This is a genomic window from Bordetella bronchialis (genome assembly GCF_001676705.1).
GTDB lineage: Bacteria > Pseudomonadota > Gammaproteobacteria > Burkholderiales > Burkholderiaceae_B > Bordetella_C > Bordetella_C bronchialis.
The window spans coordinates 1910824-1930919 of record NZ_CP016170.1 but is presented as its reverse complement, the minus strand read 5'-3'; the positions used below and the strand labels follow the sequence as shown (position 1 = coordinate 1930919).

General features: G+C 67.8%; 17 protein-coding genes. 11 read left to right on the top strand and 6 right to left on the bottom strand.

The features are described 5' to 3' along the window. Positions 1–20: 20 nt before the first annotated feature. From BAU06_RS08605 to BAU06_RS08580, 6 genes are all read left to right on the top strand, one after another. A complete protein-coding gene (locus BAU06_RS08605) occupies positions 21–923 on the top strand; it encodes an RHS repeat-associated core domain-containing protein (RefSeq protein ID WP_066347057.1) in 903 nt (300 codons plus the stop codon). 4 nt (positions 924–927) lie between these two features. Continuing rightward, on the top strand, positions 928–1911 hold the full coding sequence (locus BAU06_RS26855) for an RHS repeat-associated core domain-containing protein (protein WP_066347055.1): 984 nt from the start codon (positions 928–930) through the stop codon (positions 1909–1911). Between the two features lie 126 nt (positions 1912–2037). Beyond that, the gene (locus tag BAU06_RS08595) at positions 2038–2886 is read left to right on the top strand and encodes an RHS repeat-associated core domain-containing protein (RefSeq protein ID WP_066347054.1); all 849 of its coding nucleotides are present in this window, start codon (positions 2038–2040) and stop codon (positions 2884–2886) included. Positions 2887–3025: 139 nt separating this feature from the next. After that, positions 3026–3892 carry an RHS repeat-associated core domain-containing protein gene (locus tag BAU06_RS08590; RefSeq protein WP_082993849.1) on the top strand — a complete coding sequence of 289 codons (867 nt, stop codon included), beginning with the start codon at positions 3026–3028 and terminating at the stop codon, positions 3890–3892. A gap of 87 nt (positions 3893–3979) precedes the next feature. After that, a complete protein-coding gene (locus BAU06_RS26850; RefSeq protein ID WP_066347046.1) occupies positions 3980–4855 on the top strand; it encodes an RHS repeat-associated core domain-containing protein in 876 nt (291 codons plus the stop codon). Positions 4856–4941: 86 nt separating this feature from the next. Next, a complete protein-coding gene (locus BAU06_RS08580) occupies positions 4942–5883 on the top strand; it encodes an RHS repeat-associated core domain-containing protein (protein WP_066347043.1) in 942 nt (313 codons plus the stop codon). Between the two features lie 10 nt (positions 5884–5893). On the opposite strand, the gene clpB is transcribed toward BAU06_RS08580, so the two are convergent. Further along, entirely contained in the window at positions 5894–8485 is a 2592-nt protein-coding gene (gene clpB, locus BAU06_RS08575) for an ATP-dependent chaperone ClpB (RefSeq protein ID WP_066347042.1), read from the bottom strand. Positions 8486–8605: 120 nt separating this feature from the next. Here clpB and BAU06_RS08570 point away from each other — a divergent pair, with 120 nt between their 5' ends. Then, entirely contained in the window at positions 8606–9016 is a 411-nt protein-coding gene (locus BAU06_RS08570) for a gamma-glutamylcyclotransferase family protein (RefSeq protein ID WP_066347039.1), read from the top strand. A 133-nt stretch (positions 9017–9149) separates the two neighbouring features. On the opposite strand, the gene aceB is transcribed toward BAU06_RS08570, so the two are convergent. Continuing rightward, the gene (gene aceB, locus BAU06_RS08565) at positions 9150–10733 is read right to left on the bottom strand and encodes a malate synthase A (protein ID WP_066347037.1); all 1584 of its coding nucleotides are present in this window, start codon (positions 10731–10733) and stop codon (positions 9150–9152) included. Positions 10734–10833: 100 nt separating this feature from the next. Between aceB and BAU06_RS08560 the strand changes: the two genes are divergently transcribed. From BAU06_RS08560 to folE, 3 genes are all read left to right on the top strand, one after another. Next, positions 10834–11751, top strand: coding sequence for a LysR family transcriptional regulator (locus BAU06_RS08560; RefSeq protein ID WP_066347035.1), 918 nt, complete (start codon positions 10834–10836; stop codon positions 11749–11751). Between the two features lie 87 nt (positions 11752–11838). Beyond that, the gene (locus BAU06_RS08555; protein ID WP_066347029.1) at positions 11839–12933 is read left to right on the top strand and encodes an alpha/beta hydrolase; all 1095 of its coding nucleotides are present in this window, start codon (positions 11839–11841) and stop codon (positions 12931–12933) included. Positions 12934–13081: 148 nt separating this feature from the next. Continuing rightward, a complete protein-coding gene (gene folE, locus BAU06_RS08550; RefSeq protein ID WP_066358496.1) occupies positions 13082–13627 on the top strand; it encodes a GTP cyclohydrolase I FolE in 546 nt (181 codons plus the stop codon). Here the strand turns inward: folE and bglX are convergent. From bglX to BAU06_RS08535, 3 genes are all read right to left on the bottom strand, one after another. Then, positions 13608–15962 (bottom strand): beta-glucosidase BglX, encoded by a 2355-nt coding sequence (gene bglX, locus BAU06_RS08545; RefSeq protein ID WP_082993847.1) that lies wholly within the window; start codon positions 15960–15962, stop codon positions 13608–13610. The genes folE and bglX overlap by 20 nt on opposite strands. A 120-nt stretch (positions 15963–16082) precedes the next feature. Then, positions 16083–16499, bottom strand: coding sequence for a DUF1810 domain-containing protein (locus tag BAU06_RS08540; RefSeq protein WP_066358492.1), 417 nt, complete (start codon positions 16497–16499; stop codon positions 16083–16085). Continuing rightward, positions 16496–17089: an NUDIX domain-containing protein gene (locus BAU06_RS08535; RefSeq protein ID WP_066347025.1), complete on the bottom strand. Its 594-nt coding sequence runs from the start codon at positions 17087–17089 to the stop codon at positions 16496–16498. The genes BAU06_RS08540 and BAU06_RS08535 overlap by 4 nt, the downstream gene beginning before the upstream one ends. A gap of 225 nt (positions 17090–17314) precedes the next feature. On the opposite strand from BAU06_RS08535, the gene BAU06_RS08530 reads away from it, so the two are divergent. Further along, on the top strand, positions 17315–18274 hold the full coding sequence (locus BAU06_RS08530; RefSeq protein WP_066358488.1) for a Bug family tripartite tricarboxylate transporter substrate binding protein: 960 nt from the start codon (positions 17315–17317) through the stop codon (positions 18272–18274). Between the two features lie 92 nt (positions 18275–18366). Here BAU06_RS08530 and BAU06_RS08525 read toward each other — a convergent pair whose 3' ends face one another. Next, on the bottom strand, positions 18367–20067 hold the full coding sequence (locus BAU06_RS08525) for a glycine betaine ABC transporter substrate-binding protein (RefSeq protein ID WP_231934019.1): 1701 nt from the start codon (positions 20065–20067) through the stop codon (positions 18367–18369). Positions 20068–20096 lie beyond the last annotated feature (29 nt).

The window sequence follows — 20096 nt, the reverse complement described above, 5'->3', positions numbered from 1 at the left end:
CTACGGGAAGGCGAAGATTCATGGCACCCTTATCGTGCCTGCGATACGGCAGCTACCGGCACGATCCCCTGAGCGGCGGCTACCCCCTGGGGCACGGCCATCGCATGTATCTGCCCGGGCTGATGCGATTCAGCCGCCCAGACCCGCTGAGCCCCTTCGGCGCCGGCGGCCTCCATCCCTACGCTTATTGCGCGGGCGACCCCATCGACCATACGGACCCGCGCGGCGCCTTCCCCGTCGTCGCCGTGGCAGCCTTGATCATCGCCTCGCTCGACGTTGCCTCGGTGATGCGGTCAGCCAGAAAAGCGGTCAACCTGTTCGACGAGGCGCGGGGGCTGACGGGAATGGGCCAACGCCGCGCACGAGCGCTCGCGGCGCTGCATGCCACGTCGGTCGTGTCGACGACATCCGGAGCTCTCGTGGGCGTCATTACCGCGGTGATGGGATTCTCCGCGCCCGACGGGCGCAACGGCTCGGGCGGCTGGCTATCGGGCGACGCGCGGGATCTGCTGTGGCTCACCGTCGCCCTGAGCGCCGTTGGCGGCGTCGCCGGCGGGGCGGCACATATCATGGGCAAGGCGATGCCGCACGCCGCGGCCGAAGTCCGGCCGGTGCAAATGGCCGAGATGCCCTACCCCTCGGATGAGGTTCATGCCAGCCGCCCGCGACGCCCGAGCGTCGTCACCACCTTGGACCCGGGCGCGATGGCGGTGGCAATGGAGAGGCACAGATGGCCGGTTCCCGTTTACGACGACATCATGCGTGGCGGCGAAAGCTACGATCGACCGCCCGCCTACCCGCAAGACGCCCCTCGGCCGGCGTCCCCTGGCGCTCCCCCGCCCTACTCGGTACAAGACCCGCTATCCCCCTCGCCTCCACCGGACGACCCCGCGCCAACCGCGGACATGTCGACACCGTTGTAGTCGAATGAACGCCCGCCCGACGCAGCACAATGCCATCGCCTATGCGGGTCAATACCGGGACCTTGCGTCCGCGGGCTACCCACCGGGCAACGGCTATCGCCTGTACTTGCCCTCCTTGATGCGATTCAACCGCCCCGATGACCTGAGCCCGTTCGGTGCCGGCGGCGTCCACGCCTATGCCTACTGCGCGGGCGATCCCGTCAATCATACGGATCCGGAGGGAAAGTATCCCATCCTGACATTCGCCAGCATGGTAATGACGCTGGTCGACATGGCCACCACGGCAAGCGCGTACCGGAACGCCAGCAGGATAGGCGGCGACCTGGCCCGCGTAGAGGGATGGACCGCGCGCGCCGTGGCCTTGCGGACTGCCCATCTTGTGTCCGGCGTGTCGGGCGGCGCGGGGGCGGTGGCGGGCCTGGCGGGCAGCATCCTGGGATTCACGTCCACGAACGGGCAAGGCGAGCCCACCGGACAGACCAGGATCCAATCCATCCTGCTCTGGACCACCATCGGGCTGACAGTGGCCGGCGCGGCCAGCTTCATGGCGGCGGCGCGCATGGCACGTTCGGTGGGCCGCATCGACCCCATCGAGCTGCCGCAAAGCGATGAAGCGCTAAACCGGAATTTCGCCGAAGAGCACCGCCAAGAGCTGGCGCGGGTAACGCTCGAACGGAATACGCTCCTGGACCAGATGCGGCGATCCCGCCCACCCGGATACCAGGATGCCATTCCCATGCGGACGCTATCGCATCCCCGGGGCGCCGGCCCGACGCCCGATATCCCTGCCATCGCGCCCCCGGCCTATGCGGAGACACCCAATGGCGTGACCCATCGCCCTTACATCTCGCCACCGCCCACGCCGCCGACCCGCACCGCCGCCACGCCATGGCGGGCAGGCCCGCCGCCCGCCTATACCACCAGGCCGCCTTCGCTCGCGACCCTTGCCCTGGACAGCCAGGATGGCCGGGAACAAGGACCGATCTAGAGATGCGGGACATGGGACGCCAGGCCTGCCTGACATGGCAACACAAAATGTTATGCCGGGCCCGCCCACCGGGCTGCCGCGCGCGGCTATCCTCCGCGCAGTAGCGACTCCGGAAAGCGGATACCCATGGCACACAGCCCGTCCCTGCGATACAGCGGCTACCGGCACGATCCCTTGACCGGCGGCTACGCCCTGGGCAACGGATACCGCATCTACCTGCCGGCCCTGATGCGTTTTGCCGAACCGGACAGCGACAGCCCGTTCCAGCTCGGCGGCATCAACGCCTATGCCTACTGCCATGGCGACCCCGTCGATCGTTCCGACCCCAGCGGGCATATCACCGAAGCGCTGGAGGCCCTGGCCGAAGAAGACCGGATCTGGCTGAGCGAAACCTGGGCTGAAGAAGCGAGCGGACATCAACGTCCGGCCGCGGCAGTCTCCGGCGATGCCGAAACGGGGAACATGCAATCGCTGGACCTCTCGGCCAAAGACCAGCCCGTGAAAATGCGACTGAAGCATTTGTTGCTCGTCGAACGCAAGGAGGCTCACGCCTATATCCCCGACGAAGCAGGCGAACGGATGATTGCGCTTCGCCCCGTCGTGCGCCGGGCGAACAGCCGCCCCGGTCCGACCGATCTTGCCTTGCAGCCCGCGGACGCCAAGCCGCTCGGCGTCATGTTCGCGACCGCGTCGTCCATGGGAGGCATGGCGCCGCGTATCGATGCCGGCCCAGACGCTCGACCGACGTCCAGGCTCGCCTGGGGTCACATCGACACCCATTCCGCCACCCCGTCCTACTCGCTGCCTCACGGCGGGGTTTTCGAGGCGTATCCGCCAACGGCTGCGACCTCGATATGGCAGGGCGGCGTGAAGGCGTTTCGCCAAGAGCCGGCAGACATGCCGCAATACGCGGACGAACGGCCGAACCCGGCTGGCGACCAGGGATCGGGCTACAGCCAGCCGACGCTGGTGTGAGACGCGCCGGGAGGGCGGCCATCGCGATGCGCGCGCCCGGCTAACATCGCAACACAAAGTGTTATGCCGACCGGGGGTCTGCCCGCCAGGCGAGCGGCTATCCTGCGCACGTAGCAACTACGTGACGAAGCGGACCCCCATGGCGAACAGATCGTCCCTGCGATACAGCGGCTACCGAAGCGACTTCGTGACTGGCGGCTACGCCCTGGGCAAGGGATACCGGGCCTACCTGCCAGGGCTGATGCGCTTCGCGAGGCCCGACGGCTGGAGCCCGTTCGGGCGCGGCGGAATCAATGGCTACGCGTATTGTGGCGGCGACCCCGTCAACTATTCGGACCCGAGCGGGCATCTTTTTGAAGAAGATTTCCTGGCGTTTGAACCGAAAAAAAAGCCCACCGTGGACAGAATGGGGCGGCCGCTCATGGAGACGCCCGCCGCGGTACTTGCCCCCCGGCCCGGTTTCAACGAGATCGAACCCGACAATCTCACATTCGGCGGGCAGGCATCCGACGGCGCATCGATCGGCACGCAGCGTGCGCGGCGTGGCACCAGCGCCGCTACGCAACCGGCCGGGCACGCCATGTCCGTAAAGGAGCAACTGGCCGCCGCCTTTTCGCTCGGTCCGGAAGACCCAGGTTCGACTAAGGCGCCAGGCAGCTTCGATATCCCGAGCGTGGAAGCGACACCCTATCACCCGGTGCCCCGGGCGCCGGTCGGGAAAGTGACAGTGACCGTCGCGGCAGACAGCGAGTTCCCGATAGACATCGACGACGCCACGAGTGACGTGGACGACGCCACGGGCAATCCGCCCGTGGCGCGACTGATCAATCCCTACTCGACCCGTGGCGGGAGCGTGGCGGCACCCACTCAGGCACCGCTCTCGCGGTTGAGGCAACGGATGGCGGATCTCTGGGAGACCGACGTCTCGAACATCCTGTTCTCGCCCATGGAGCCGCCGGACCCGCCCCTGTCGCGATGGCCCACCCTGCAAGGAAACCGGCAATAGCCGTATCCGAGGCCGGCAAACGGGCACGGGGCCCGGCAAGGACAACCGCTTCGCCGCCCGCACGGCATCAGACCGAGATATACCTCCATGGCAGATAAAACGTCTCTGCGATATGCCGGCTACCACACCGATGGCACGGCAGGCGGGTACTCGCTGGGAAACGGCTACCGGCTATACCTGCCGGGCATCATGCGTTTCGCCAGCCCGGACAGCCTGAGCCCCTTCGGCCCTGGCGGAATCAACGCCTATGCCTACTGCCGGGGCAATCCAATCGACGGATCGGATCCCGGCGGACATATCAAGCTTGTGGATCTCATGGAAGACACCGGCGAAACGACGAGCCTGCTGGAAGAACAGGCGTTGCGCCCCGCATCCAGAAGCTCGACACGCACGGACCACGGGACCGGCGACCGGTCGATCGGCATGGAGAACACGCATCGCGACACCTCGCCGCCCGCGCCGCTGGACAGCTCCAGGCGTACGACCCGGCGAAGCAGCGACCGCAACGGGACCGCGTCGCAGCGTGGCAGCCGCGCCGGAACGCCACAGGCGGCGTCCTCGCTTCCAACGGCCGACGACACCAACGAGGCGCTGCTGCAGCGGGAGTCCTTTCCGCCCCCGCCCCTGCCGGCCGCGGAGCCGCCGCTGCGGGCGGCACAACTTGGACTGCCTGCGAGCGCATCCCCGCCCGGCCCACCGTCCGGGCCCGGCCCGCGACCCACGCCAGCCGCCGGGGAACTCGCGCTTTCGATAGAAGGCCTGTTATCCGCGAATTCCGTGCCGCACCCGCACGCGAGCGATCCCCTGGCGCCTATGCGCGAGGCAGCTCCGTCCCCGCGGATCACGTCCATGCCAGCCATGTTGTATCCGCGAGCGCGGCATGCCGGCCCATGGCGGGCCTTATTCAACAAGGCCGTGCAAGCCTATGACGCCTGGCGCCACCCCGACCCCTGGCTGGACTGAAGCGGACGTCATCCGGCGCGGCGTCCGTGTACACCGCATGCTGGCGCGCATGGCGAACACCGCGGCCCCCATGAAGGAGAATGCCCATGACCGGTGAATCGAACCTGCGCTACGGCGGCTATCGCGACGACCGGGTGACGGCAGGCTATGCGCTGGGCAACGGGCATCGCTTATACCTGCCCTCCCTGATGCGTTTCACCAGTCCGGACGGCATGAGTCCATTCGGCGCGGGCAGAATCCACTCTTACGCCTACTGTGCCGGCGACCCCGTCAACCACGCCGATCCCGGCGGGACGATGGCGGTTGCCATACTCGCCGCGGTCATGGCGGTCGGGGACGTCGTATCCGCCCTTCGGGGCGCAAGCAGGCTCAGGTCGGTAGTCCGTGAAAGCCGCGCGGCAGGCGGTTGGACCGGGCGCACGATAGGCCTGGCCGCACTGCACGGCATAAGCACGGCGACCGGCGCCACGGGAGCGGTAGTCGGATTCATAGGGGCGCCAGCGGGTCTCGCCGCCCCGAGCGCCACTAGCAACGCGCTGTTCTGGGCCACGATGGGCCTGACGGCCGTCTCCGGTGCCAGCACGATGGCCAGCCTGACCGTGGAAGGCACGGGAAGGCCGCGATCCGCCAACCCGGGAAGGCCGGAGATAGCGGGCGGGACCGCGCAAACGCGAAGGCCGCCGCTCGCGCGTCTACCCCTGGAACAGCACGAAATGGGTGCGTTGCCGGATGACGGCCGCATACGAACCATTAGTCATTGGGAACGGTTATGGCGAAGCAGCACCCCCTACGGCGAGGCATCGCCGCCCTCTCCGCTTTCCCCCCCCGTGTCACCCTCTTACGATGAAGCGATGCGCGTCGGCATGGAGGCCGGCATAGTGATCGTGCCGGCGCCCCCCCGTTACACCGAGTTCGACAGGCAGTTTCCCTATCTTGCCCCGGTGGGCGACGCGCCGCCCTTATATGAGCCGCTCCCGCCGGCGTCCGTATCGGGCGGGCCGCCCGATACGGAAGCACCGCCGGAATAACAGCCCCGCGTTACTGCAGCGTCCGCTCGAACACCAGCTTGCCGTCGCGCAGGTCCACGGGCACCACATCGCGCGGACCGAAGCGGCCTTCCAGGATCAGCCGTGCGACCGGGTTCTCGATCTGCTGCTGGATGGCTCGCTTGAGCGGACGCGCGCCGAACACCGGGTCGAAGCCGACGCGGGCGATTTCCGCCAGCGCGGCATCGCTGACCTCCAGCCGCATTTCCTGCTTTTCCAGCCGTTCGGCCAGGCGCTTGAGCTGGATGCGCGCGATCGACTCGATGTGCTGCGACTCCAGGCCATGGAAGACGACGACCTCGTCGATCCGGTTCAGGAACTCCGGCCGGAACGACTGCTTCAGTTCGTCCCACACGACTTCCTTGATGACTTCGTAGGGCTTGCCCGCCATCGTCTGGATGTGCTGCGATCCCAGGTTGGAAGTCATGACGATGACCGTGTTGCGGAAGTCCACCGTGCGGCCCTGTCCATCGGTCAGGCGGCCGTCGTCCAGTACCTGCAGCAGGACATTGAACACGTCCGGATGCGCCTTCTCGATTTCGTCGAGCAGGATCACGCTGTACGGCTTGCGGCGCACGGCTTCGGTCAGGTAGCCGCCTTCTTCATAGCCCACATAGCCGGGCGGCGCGCCGATCAGCCGGGCCACCGAATGCTTCTCCATGAATTCGCTCATGTCGATGCGGATCATGTGGTCCTGCGAATCGAACAGGAAGTCGGCCAGGGCGCGGGTCAGCTCGGTCTTGCCCACGCCGGTCGGGCCCAGGAACAGGAAGGAACCATACGGCCGGGAGGGATCCGACAAGCCGGCACGCGAACGGCGGATGGCATCGGCAACCAGGCGCACGGCCTCGTCCTGCCCCACCACGCGGCGGTGCAGGAACGCTTCCATTTCCAGCAGCTTCTCGCGCTCGCCCTGCATCATCTTGGATACCGGGATGCCCGTGGCGCGCGACACGACCTCGGCGATTTCCTCCGCGCCGACCTGGGTGCGCAACAGGCGCGGGCGCTCGCCCTGCCCGGCCTGCTGGGCCCCGCTTTCGGCGGACTTCAGGCGTGCTTCGAGTTCCGGCAGCTTGCCGTATTGCAGCTCCGCCAGCTTGTCGAACTGGCCCTTGCGCTGCAACTCGGCCATTTCCGCGCGGACCTGCTCGATCTCTTCCTTGATCGCCTGGCTGCCCTGGACGGCGGCCTTTTCCGCCTTCCAGATTTCCTCGTAGTCGTTGTATTCGCGCTGGAGTTTTTCCAGCTCGTCCTCGATGGACGCCAGGCGGCGCTTGGAGGCCTCGTCGGATTCTTTCTTGACCGCCTCGCGCTCGATCTTCAGCTGGATGATGCGACGGTCCAGGCGGTCCATCACTTCGGGCTTGGAGTCGATCTCCATGCGGATGCGCGCCCCCGCCTCGTCGATGAGGTCGATGGCCTTGTCAGGCAGGAAGCGATCGGTGATATAGCGATGCGAGAGTTCGGCCGCGGCCACGATGGCGGGATCGGTGATCTCCACCCCATGGTGCAGCTCATAGCGTTCCTGCAGGCCGCGCAGGATGGCGATGGTGGACTCCACGTCGGGCTCGTCGACCAGCACCTTCTGGAAACGGCGCTCCAGCGCGGCGTCCTTTTCGATGTACTTGCGGTATTCGTCCAGCGTGGTGGCGCCGATGCAGTGCAGTTCGCCGCGCGCCAGCGCGGGCTTGAGCATATTGCCGGCGTCGATGGCGCCCTCGGCCTTGCCGGCGCCCACCATGGTGTGCAGTTCGTCGATGAAGACGATGCTGCTGCCGTCGTCCTGCGCCAATTCCTTCAGGACGGCCTTCAGGCGTTCCTCGAACTCGCCGCGGAACTTGGCGCCCGCCAGCAGCGCCGCCATGTCCAGCGACAGGACACGCTTGCCGCGCAGGGTTTCGGGCACCTCGTCGTTGACGATGCGCTGGGCCAGGCCCTCGACGATGGCGGTCTTGCCCACGCCGGGTTCGCCGATCAGCACGGGGTTGTTCTTGGTGCGGCGCTGCAGGATCTGGATGGTGCGGCGGATTTCATCGTCGCGGCCGATGACCGGATCCAGCTTGCCCTGGCGGGCGCGGTCGGTCAGGTCCAGCGTGTACTTGGCCAGCGCCTGGCGATTGGATTCGCCTTCGGCGCCCTGCACGGCTTCGCCGCCGCGCACCGCATCCACGGCCGCCTCCAGCGCCTTTTTCTGCAGGCCAGCGTCGCGCAGGATGCGGCCGGCGGGGCCCTTGTCGTCGGCCAGCGCGAGCAGGAAGAGCTCGCTGGCGATATAGGTATCCCCGCGGCGCGCGGCTTCCTTGTCGGTGCGGGTCAGCACGTTCTGCAGGTCGCGGCCGACCTGTACGTTGCTTTCGCCCTGGACCTGGGGCAGGCCCTTCAAGGCCGCGTCGATGGCGGCGGGCAGCCGGTTGACCGCCACGCCGGCGCGCGCCAGCAGGCTGGAAGCGCCGCTTTCGGGATCGCCGATCAGGGCGGAAAGAACGTGCAGGGGTTCGATGTAGGGATGGTCGTTGCGCGCGGCCAGGCTCTGCGCATCGGCCAAGGCCTGCTGGAACTTGGTGGTGAGCTTGTCGAATCGCATAATGTGGGTCGATTGGTAAAGGTTGGAGCCTGGCCCGCGGCCGGCTCGATGCTCCACAAATGCGGGCGCCCCGGCGGGATTTCAATGCCCGGACACCACGATACGCGATACACGGAACCGATGGATACCCATGTTTTCGTCTACGGCACGCTGCGCCGGGGGGAGATCAACGACCTGGCGGTCGCCGCGGCGCGGGCCGGCCTGCCGGTCCCGGAATACGCCGGCGCTGCCCGCGTGCGCGGTTGGCTGTACGACTTCGGCGACTGGCCCGGGCTGCTGCCCGACCCGGACGGCCCCGCCGTGACGGGCGATGTCTACCGCATCGACCCGGCGCTGCTGCCGCTGATGGACGCCATCGAGGAATACGACCCCGCGGGCGGCTCCTGCTTCGTCCGCTGCACGGTGCGGCTGGAGGTGGGCGGCCGCGAACTGGCCTGCCACTATTACCCCATCGATCCGGCGCACATCGGCCGGGCCCTGCGCACCGACGCCACGGACTGGATCGCCCACCGCAAAAGCCGCGCCGCATAGCGGCCCGGGCGGTGCGAGGGCGCGCGGCCCGCGCCCCCTTGTGCCGCCCCCTCGCGTAGCGCGCCGCGGACGAAAAAATGCCCGCGGGCGGGCGGGCCGCCGCGGGCATCCGGAGCACGGCCCGGTACGCCGGTCAGACTTCTTCGTACAGCGGCAGCGTGAGGAACTCGGCGAAATCGTCCTGCGTGCTCATCTGCTCGAAGATCTGCGCGGCGCGGTCGTAGGCCTTGCTGGGCCCGGCCACGCCGTGCACCTTGGCCAGCTCTTCGGGAATCAGCTTGCGCACCAGGTCGGCGGTCACCTTGGTGCCGTCCTCCAGCACGCCCTTGGGCGAGCGTATCCACTGCCAGACCTGCGAACGGGAGATCTCCGCCGTGGCGGCGTCTTCCATCAGGTTGTGGATGGGCACGCAGCCATTGCCGTCCAGCCAGGAGCCCAGGTAGTGGATGCCCACGTTGATGTTCATGCGCAGCCCGGTCTCGGTGATGGGCGCCTCGGGCTGGAAATCCAGCAGGTCGGCCGCGGTGACGGCGACGTCCGGGCGCTGCTTGCCGATCTGGTTGGGCGCGTCGCCCAGCACCTTGACGAACTCCTCCATCGCGACCGGCACCAGGCCCGGGTGGGCCACCCAGCCGCCGTCATAGCCGTCCGTGGCGTCGCGGGCCTTGTCCGAACGGATGCCGGCCATGGCCTGTTCGTTCTTGACGGGATCGTTCTTGATGGGAATCAGCGCGCTCATGCCACCGATGGCCGGCGCGTTGCGGCGATGGCAGGTCTTCAGCAGCAGCAGCGCGTAGGCGCGCATGAAGGGCGCCGTCATGGTGACCTTGGCGCGGTCGGCCAGGCAGAAGTCGCGTTCCACCTTGAACTTCTTGATGCAGCTGAAGATATAGTCCCAGCGGCCGGCGTTCAGGCCGGCGCTGTGCTCGCGCAGTTCGTACAGGATCTCGTCCATTTCGAAGGCGGCCAGGATGGTTTCCACAAGGACGGTCGCCTTGATCGTGCCCTGCGGGATGCCCAGCGCCTGCTGCGCGCGGACGAAGATATCGTTCCACAGCCGTGCTTCCAGGTGGCTTTCCATCTTGGGCAGGTAGAAGTACGGCCCGCTGCCGCGCGCCAGCAATTCCTTGGCGTTATGGAAGAGATACAGGGCAAAGTCGAAGATCCCGCCGGACACCCGCTTGCCGTCGACGGTGACGTGCTTTTCGTCCAGGTGCCAGCCGCGCGGGCGTACCAGCAGAACCGCGGTCTTGTCCTTCAGCGCATAGGTCTTGCCGCCCTGCTCCAGGCGTATCGTGCGGCGCACGGCCTCCATCAGGTTGAGCTGTCCGGAAATCTGGTTGCGCCAGTTGGGCGTGTTGGAATCCTCGAAGTCCGTCATATAGCTGTCGGCGCCGGAATTCAGGGCATTGATCACCATCTTGCGCTCGACCGGGCCGGTGATTTCCACGCGGCGGCACTTCAGGTCCTCGGGGATCGGGGCGATGGTCCAGTCGCCGTCGCGGATGGCCCGCGTCTCGGGCAGGAAGTCCGGTTTCTCGCCGGCGTCCAGGCGCTTGGCGCGCGCGGCGCGGGCCGCCAGCAGCTGCTGGCGGCGCGACTCGAAGGTGCGGTGCAGGTCGGCCACCAGGGCCAGCGCGTCGTGCGTCAGCACGGTCTCGAAGCCGGGTTCGATGGGGGCGTCGATCGCGACGCCGGCGGGCAAGGTCAGGCTCATAGATGTCTCCGCGGAAGAATCCTGTGTCCGCCAGTGTACGAAGCGGATATTGAATTAAAAAGTATATAAAAGTAGATTCATCTTTTATTCCTGGTTAAAAATGGACCGCTTCAAGCAACTCCAGACCTTCGTGGACGTGGCCACCCTGGGCAGCCTGTCGGCGGCGGCGCGGGCGGAAGGCGTGGCGCCCGCCATGATCGGCCGACGCATCGATGCCCTGGAAGCGCGCCTGGGCGTGAAGCTGCTGGTGCGCTCCACGCGCCGCATTTCCCTAACGGCCGAGGGCAGCGCCCTGCTGGAAGACGCCCAGCGCATCCTGCGGGACCTGAACGAATCCGAAAGCCTGGTCGCCCAGGGCAGCGCCCGGCCGACCGGCCTGCTGCGCATCACGGCGCCGGCCGGCTTCGGCCGGCGCCATGTCGCGCCCTTGCTGCCCGGCTATGCCGAGTGCTATCCGGACGTCGGCGTGACACTGGACCTGAGCGACCGCCTGGTCGACCTGATCGAAGAGCGCTACGACTGCGCCGTGCGCATCGGCGATCTGGACGATTCCGGCATGGTGGCCATCCGCCTGGCCGATAACCGCCGTGTCGTGGTGGCCTCGCCCGACTACCTGGCGCGGCATGGCACGCCGCGCACGCCCGCCGACCTGGCCGGACATCACTGCCTGTCCTTCGGCAACCAGGGCAACCAGTCGCGCGGCTGGCTGTTCCGCGTGAACGGCCAGGTGCAGCCCTATCGCGTCGCCGGGCGCCTGGAATGCAGCGACGGCAGCGTCCTGCACCAATGGACGCTGGCGGGCTGCGGACTGGCCTGGCGCTCGATGTGGGAAGTCCAGCAGGACCTGGCGCGGGGACGGCTGATAACCGTCCTGGACGACTACTGCGCGCCGCCCAACGGGATCTACGCCATGCTGCCGGAACGCAAGCACATACCGGCACGCGTGCGGGCCTTCATCGACCTGTTGCGGCAGGCCTACGCGGATCCGGCGTACTGGAGCCGGCCCGCGTCGGAATGACCGCCATTCAGCGTATTGCCACGTGGCGCCGCCTACAATCGTGCGCTATCGCGCGGCCGCCCGCCGCCGCCCTAGTCCGGTGGACCCATGCGCCTGGTTCTTTGCTTTTTGCTGGCCCTATGCATCCTGGCCCGCGCGCAGGCGCAGGAAGACAACGGCCCGCCGCGCGTCGGCGTGCCGCCCTGGCAGACCGTGCGGCTCGGCGCGCCCGCGCACCGCTATCCCTTTCCGGTCTACGCCAGCCGCGTGCTGAGCGCGGACAAGCTGGCCGGCGTCGAACACGTCATCGTCATCCTGCATGGCATCAAGCGGGACGCCGATCGCTATTACGAAACGGCGGCGGGACTGCTGTGGCTGAATCCGGCCGCCATGGACCGCACGCTGGTCATCGCGCCCAAGTTCGCCGACACCATAGACCGCGGCTTCGAAGGCATGCCGGCGTGGCACCGGCAGCGCTGGATCGCCGACGGCGATAGCGCCAAGGCGCCGGGCCGCCCCGCTCCCATCGGGTCCTTCGACGTGCTCGACGACCTGCTGGAATGGCTGGCCGACCGCCGCGAGCTGCCGGCGCTGCGCGACGTCGTGCTGGCCGGCCATTCGGCCGGCGCCCAAATGCTGCAACGCTACGCCGTGCTGAATGACGTGGACGAAGCCATCCGCAAGCGCGGCGTGGACCTGCGCTACGTCATCGCCAACCCGTCCTCGTACCTGTACTTCACCAAGGACCGGCCGCGCGCCGACGGCGGCTTCGGCCCGTACAACGCGGGCCTGTGCCCGGACTTCGACGATTTCCGCTACGGGCTGGAGCACCTGCCGCGCGACGTGCGCGTGCCGGATTCCAAGCGCCTGGCGGCGCGCTATGCGCAGCGTGGCGTCACCTATCTGCTGGGCGGGGCCGACAACAACCCGGAACACCGTTGGCTGGACAAGCGCTGCGGCGCGGAGGCGCAGGGACCGACACGGCTGGCGCGCGGCCGCGCCTATCTGCGCTACGAAGCCTGGCTGCCCGCGCTCAAGCACAACGTGCATCGCGCCTATGAAGTGGCCGGCGTCGGCCATGACCAGCGCGGCATGTTCGGCTCGGAATGCGGCGCGCGCGCGCTGCTGGGCGCGGACGCCAGCACGGTCCCCGGCGCGGCCGCTTGCACCGCGCCCCGCCCGCCGTCCGGACGAAGCCGCTAGATCGCCCGGCCGCCGGGCCGGCGGCCCGGTGCGCCGGGCGGGCCATCGGCAGGTGGGCCGGACGAAGGATCCCCGCGCCGCGCGTAACGGCGGTATCGTATCGATTCCGCTGGTCCATCATCCCAGCACGTCAACGCAGGCCATCACCATGTCGCTAGAAGAACACTACACCGCCATCTTGCAGCAGCTCGGCGAGGATCCCAACCGCGAAGGGTTGCGCGACACGCCGCTGCGCGCCGCCAAGGCCATGAAATACCTGTGCCGCGGCTACGACCAAAATCTGCACGAGATCGTCAACGGTGCCTTGTTCTCGTCCGATACCAAGGAAATCGTGCTGGTCAAGAACATCGAGCTGTACTCGCTGTGCGAGCACCATATCCTGCCTTTCATCGGCAAGGCGCACGTCGCGTATCTGCCCAACGGCAAGGTGCTCGGGCTTTCCAAGGTCGCCCGCATCGTCGACATGTTCGCGCGCCGCCTGCAGATCCAGGAGAACCTCAGCCGCCAGATCGCCGAGGCCGTTCAGCAGGTCACCGGCGCGGCCGGCGTGGCGGTGGTCATCGAGGCCCAGCACATGTGCATGATGATGCGCGGGGTGGAGAAGCAGAACTCCTCCATGGTGACCTCCGTCATGCTGGGCGAATTCCACGAGAACGCCGCCACCCGGGCGGAGTTCATGAACCTGATCCGCTGACTCGCCCCGCCGCCTGCTCCAAGGTAAAGCTGGTCTGCTTCACGTCCTGCGAATCCAGGCCCACATAGACGTTGAACAAGCCCGGTTCGGCGCCATAGTGCAGTTGGGCGTTGTAGAAGCTCAGGTCGTCCTCGTCGATGGTGAAGGCCACCTGGCGCGATTCGCCCGGCTTCAGCGTCACTTTCCGGAAGTGCTTCAATTCCTTGACCGGCCGGCTGATGGAGGCCACCGGGTCCTGGATATACAGCTGCACCACCGTCGCGCCTTCGCGGCTGCCGGTGTTGGTCACCGTCACGCTGGCCTGTACGGTGCCGCCGCGCGGCATCAGCGGGCGGGACAGGGCGACATCCGACACCGCGAACGTGGTGTAGCTCAAGCCATAGCCGAAGGGAAACAACGGGCCGTTGGCCGCGTCGAAATAGCGGGACGTGTACTTGTCCGGATGCACGGGATCGAAGGGCCGCCCGGTGTTCAGATGGTTGTAGTAGATGGGGATCTGTCCCACCGAACGGGGAAAGGTCATCGGCAGTTTGCCGGACGGGTTGTAGTCGCCGAACAGCACGTCGGCGACCGCATTGCCGCCCTCGGTGCCGGCGAACCAGGCTTCCAGCAGCGCATCGGCGTTGTCGTTCTCCCAGGTCAGCGCCAGCGGCCGGCCGTTCATCAATACGATGACCAGCGGCTTGCCGGTGGCCTTCAAGGCCTTCAGCAGCCTGGCCTGGCTGTCGGGAATCACGATATCGCTGCGGCTGGAGGCCTCGTGCGCCATGCCCTGCGATTCTCCCACCACGGCCACCACCACGTCGGCCTGCCGCGCCGCCGCCACGGCGTCGTCGATCAGGCGCGCGGGCGGGGCCGCGTCCACCTCTACATCCTGTTCGTACAGGTTCAGGTACTTCACGATCTCGGGATCGTCGATGACATTGGCGCCCTTGGCATACAGCAGCCGTGCGCGGTCGCCGACCGCCCGCGAGATGCCCTGGTAGACCGACACGGTCTGTTCGGGCCGGCCGGCCGCCGACCAGTTGCCCATCATGTCGCGCTGGCTTTTGGCCAAAGGCCCGACCACGGCGATGGTGCCCTGCTTGCGCAGCGGCAGCACGCCGCCCCGGTTCTTGAGCAGGACGAGGCTTTCGCGCGCGACCTGACGCGCCGCGTCCCGATGCAGGCGGCTCTCGGCATTGACGTCCGGCGGATCGTTCTGCGGCGGCCCGATGCGGCGATAAGGGTCGCGGAACAGTCCCAGGTCGTACTTGACGCGCAACACGTCGCGCACGGCGCGGTCCAGGTCGGCCATGCTGACGCGGCCGCTGTCCAGCAGCGGCTTCAGGTTGTCGCCATACATGGTGTCGCTCATGCTCATGTCCGCGCCGGCGGTGATCGCCAGGCGCGCCGCGTCGCGGCCGTCGGACGCCACGCCATGCTTGATCATTTCCATGATGGCACCATGATCGCTGATGGTGATGCCCTTGAAGCCCCATTGCTTGCGCAGCACGTCCTGCAGCAGCCATTTGTCGCCGGTGGCCGGCACGCCGTTCAGCGAATTCAGGGCGATCATCACGCCCACCGCGCCGGCATCCAGGGCCGCCTTGTACGGCGGCAAGTAGTCCTGGAACAGGCGTTGCGGGCTCATGTCGACGGTGTTGTAGTCGCGGCCGCCCTCCACCGCGCCGTAGGCGGCGAAATGCTTGACCACGGCCATGATGCTATCGGACGCCGCGGGATCGTCGCCCTGGTAGGCCTTGACCAGCTCCGCGCCGATGCGCGAAGTCAGGTAGGTGTCCTCGCCGAAGCCTTCGGAATTACGGCCCCAGCGGGGATCGCGGGATATGTCCACCATCGGCGACCACGTCACGTCCAGGCCGTCGGCGCTGGCCTCCTTCGCGGAGATGCGGCCGGTCAGGCGGATGGCGTCCAGGTTCCAGGTGGACGCCAGGCCCAGGCCGATCGGGAAGATCGTGCGTTGCCCGTGGATGACGTCGTAGGCGAAGAACAGCGGGATCTTCAGCCGGCTTTGCATGGCCGAGTCCTGCAGCACGCGGATGTCCTTGGGCGTCACGGTGTTGAAGACGGCGCCCGCCTTGCCCGCCCGGATATCGGCATTGAAGCCGGCCCGGTCGGGGTTGGCCCCCGCCGGCACGCTGACCAGGCGCAGCTGGCCGATTTTTTCGTCCACCGTCATGCGCCGCAGCAGGTCTTCCACGAAGGCTTCGCGCGCCGCGTGCTCGCGCATCATGGACGGCGCCGCCAAGGGGGGATGGTCCGTCTGGCCATATGCCGGCGTCCCGGCGGCCAGCGCGATCAGCAAGGGTAGGGTCGAGCGAAGCTTGTTCATGCGCATGCGTCTCTGTTCTTGTGGATGGCGAAATGCGCGCGTAGGCGGCGGGCGGCCTCGCGGGGGCAATCGGCGGGGACCAAGTTTGCCACATCGGCCGCAAGGCGGCGGTGGCGGCGGCTACAGCAGGGAAAGCGTCAGCGGATCGGCCTGGCCGTCGAAGAAGCGATCCAGGCAGGCACGGAAGATCGGCTCGCCGGGCGCCGCCCACGTGAACAGCGTCAAGGACGAGCGCAGCTTCACTGCGTCCAGGGGCCCGAAGATATCCGCCGCGGTCCCGGGGGCGCGCTGCACGAGCTCGCAGGCGTGTCTCAGCCGCGGTCCCAGCACGGGGTGGCGCAGGTAGGCGCGCGCCTCGTCCAGCCCGGAGATGGCGTAGCGCCGCGCCATGTCGCTGCGCCCCAATCCCCGCACCTGGGGAAACACGAACCACATCCAATGGCTGCGCTTGCGACCTTCGGCCAGTTCGCGGCACACCGCGTCGTAGACCGGGTCCTGCGCCTGGACGAAGCGTTGCAGGTCGTAGGGGTCGTTCAGTCCGCCGGTTTCCATGTCAGCTCCCACGCGCCGCTCAGCGCGTTCTGCAGCCACAGCGCGCAGGTGAGCGTCTTGGAATCGGTGATGGCGCCTTCGCGGCAGGCCGCGAACAGGTCGCCGACCGCCATGGGATGGACATCGACGAATTCGTCGGCATCGGTCCGCGCCGGACCGGGCTGCAAGCCGCGGGCGAAGTAGATGTGGATGATTTCAGTCGAATAGGCGATGGCCACGTGCATGGCGCCCGCCAGGGCCCACTCGCCGCCGCGGTAGCCGGTTTCTTCGAGCAGTTCGCGCTGGCCGCACACCAGGGGATCCTCGCCCGGGTCCAGCTTGCCGGCGGGAAATTCCGTCATGACCCGGCCCAGGGGATAGCGGTACTGGCGCACGAGCAATACGCGGCCGTCGTCCAGCAGTGGCACGACGACGACGGCACCGGGGTGGACGATGTATTCGCGCGTCGCCTGGTGGCCATTGGGAAGCTGCACCGTGTCGCGCCGGGCGCGCAGGAAACTGCCTTCGAACAGGGTCTCCTGCTTCAGGGTTTTTTCCAAGAGGTGGGCGTCGCTGTTCGTATGCACTGATTCCATCCGCGGCTGAAGGGGAAGTCCAACTTTAGCAGTTGCCGCTGGCACGTTCCGTGCCTGGCCGTTCGGATTCTCACAATACGATGCGGGCGGCATGTGAGAAGATCGGGACTGCCGGGCGCGTCCCGGCGCCGCGGCAAGTCCGCCGCGGGGCCGACAGGAGGGGCGCGTGTATCCAGCGCCGGCCGCCGTCCGTGCACAAAAACATACAGGAGGAGCACCATGTCCATGAAGACCCTGGCGCGCGCTTTCGCCGCCTTCGCCATTGCCGCCGGCATCGCCCCGGCAGCGGCCCGCGCCGACTATCCCGAAAGACCGGTGAAGATCGTCGTGGCATTCACGGCGGGCGGTACGACGGACATCCTGACGCGCGCGATCGGCAACAAGATCGCCGAGTCGCTCAAGCAGAGCTTCATCATCGAGAACCGTCCGGGCGCGGGCGGCAATATCGGCACAGAATACGTGGCCCGCGCCGCGCCGGACGGCTACACGCTGCTGGCCGCCTCGGTGGGCCCCATCGCGGTCAACTCCAGCCTGAACAAGCTGGACTACGACCCGCTGACCGACTTGGTCCCGGTGGTGCAGTTCGCCGACGTGCCCAATGTGCTGGTGGTGCCGCCGGAAGCGCCCGTGCATAACGTGGCCGAGTTCATCGCCTATGCCAGGAAACACTCCGGCAAGCTGAACTACAGCTCGACCGGCATCGGCACCTCTTCCCACCTGGCCAGCTACATGCTCATGCAGAAGGTCGGCGTGCAGGCCACCCACATTCCCTACAAGGGCGCCGACGCGCTGAACGACCTGCTCAGCGGCCGCGTGCAATTCATGTTCGCCACCATTCCTTCGGTCATCGGCCAGATCAAGGCCGGCAAGCTGCGCGCGATCGCGGTCAGCAGCATCCGCCGCTCGGCCTCCATGCCCGACGTGCCCACCATCGCGGAAAACGGCTTCCCCGGCTTCGAGGCCGGTTCCTGGTTCGGCATGTTCGCGCCCAAGGGCACGCCGCCGGCGGCCGTCGCCACCTTGAACCAGGCGGTGAACGCCGCGCTGCCCGGCCTGAAGGACAAGATGACCGCCGAAGGCGCCGATCCCGTGGGCGGCAGCCCCGAAGCCTTCGGCGAGTTCACCCGCAAGGAACAGGCGAAATGGAGCGCGCTGGTCAAGCAGATGGGCGCCAAGGCGGAATAGCCGGGCGCCCCTGGGCGGTCCGTAGCGGCGGTCCGTCGCCGCGCGGTGCCGGATCTCGCCGCGGCCGTGCAAGACGATGAAGGCCGCGCGTCTCAGGCGCCCAAGCCCGGGGGCGCGGCGGCGTGCCGGCGCAAACGCCAGTCCACCGCCTCGAACACCAGCTCGCTGGCCAGCGCCATGGCGGCCGCCGGCACCGCCCCCGCCAGCAATAGCTGGCCATCGTTCAAAGCCAGCCCCGTGACGATGCGCTCGCCGAAGCCGCCCGCGCCGATAAAGGCGGCGATGGTGGCGGTGCCTATGGAGATCGAAGTGGCCGTGCGCACGCCGGCCAGGATGGTGGGCCGCGCCAGGGGCAGTTCGATCAGCATGATGCGCTGCCGCGTAGTCATGCCCAATGCCGTGGCGGCCATGCGCATGCCGGAAGAGACTTCGTCCAGGCCGGCGACCGTGTTGCGCATGATGGGCAGCAGCGCATATAGCGTCAGCGCCAGCAGCGCCGGCACGGCGCCGATGCGGCCCGTCACGGTGATCAGGATGGCGAGCATGGCCAGCGACGGGATGGTCTGCAACAGGCCCGTCATGCCCAGCACGACCGCGCGCGGCCGCCGATGCCCATGGACGAACACGCCGGCGGGTACCGCCACCACGACGGCGATGGCGACGGCGAACGTCACCAGCATCAGGTGCTGCCAGGCCAGCCGGCCCAGGTCCGGGCCCAGCAATTTGTTCCAGAAGCCATAGCGCGCGGGCTGCGCGGCGGCGGCCGCGCCCGCGGCTCCCGCCGACCCGCCAGCCGCCCCGGCTGCGGACGTCGTGCCGGCGGCGGAAGGCGTACCGGCATCCGCCGTCGCCAGCCGTTCGCGGGCGATGATGTCGAACGGCGCGCCATCCAGTTCGGCGCGCGCGTTCATGGCGATCATGGCGTGCTCGTCTATCGTCCCCGCCAGGGCCTGCATCGCCGCCCAGGCCTCGGGATGGCGCCGCGGCACATCGAGCCGGTACAGCACCACGGCGTCGTAGCGCGGGAAGTACTTCAGGTCGTCGTCCAGGATGCGCAAACCCAACGCGTCGATCTTGGCGTCCGTGGTGTAGATATCGATGACGTCCGTCTGTTTTTTCTGGATGGCATCGTAGGCCAGGCCATGGTCCAGCCCCGTGGGCACCTGGGGCAGGCCATAACGCGCGGCAAGACCGCGCCAGCCATCGGCGCGGCCTATGAATTCGCTGGAAAGCCCCAGGCGCAGCTCGGGATGCCGCGCCAGGTCGCTCAGGGAACGTATACCCAGCCGATCGGCGTCGGCGGCGCGCATCGCCAGCGCATAACCGTCGTTGAACCCGAAGGGAATGCCCACGCCCAGCCCCAGGGGCGCCAGGCCGCGCCGCATCTCGTCCATCGACAGCGGCTTGTCGCTCTTGAGTATCTCCAGCGCGATGGTGCCCGTGTACTCCGGATAGAGGTCGATGCCGCCGCTGCGCAAGGCCTGGTAGACGATGGCCGTATTGCCCAGCCCTTGCGACACGGCGGGCGCCTGCCCGGTCCGCTGCCGAACCTGCAGCGCCAGCAGCTGGGCCAGGATGTACGACTCGGTGAAGCGTTTGGAACCGATGCGCAGGGCCGCCGCGGGCGGGCCGTCCGCGACAGGCGCGGCACGCTGGCGGGCGTCCTGTCCCGCGGCGCCCTGCCCGTGCGCGGTGGCGGGCGCGGCCATCGGCAGGACCGCCAGCATCGCGGGCAGGCAAAGTTCGAGGATACGGCGTGCGAAACGTGCCAGGGGCGATGTAGGCGGGGTCATCCGGAAAGGGCGATAGTGGGACAGGCGCC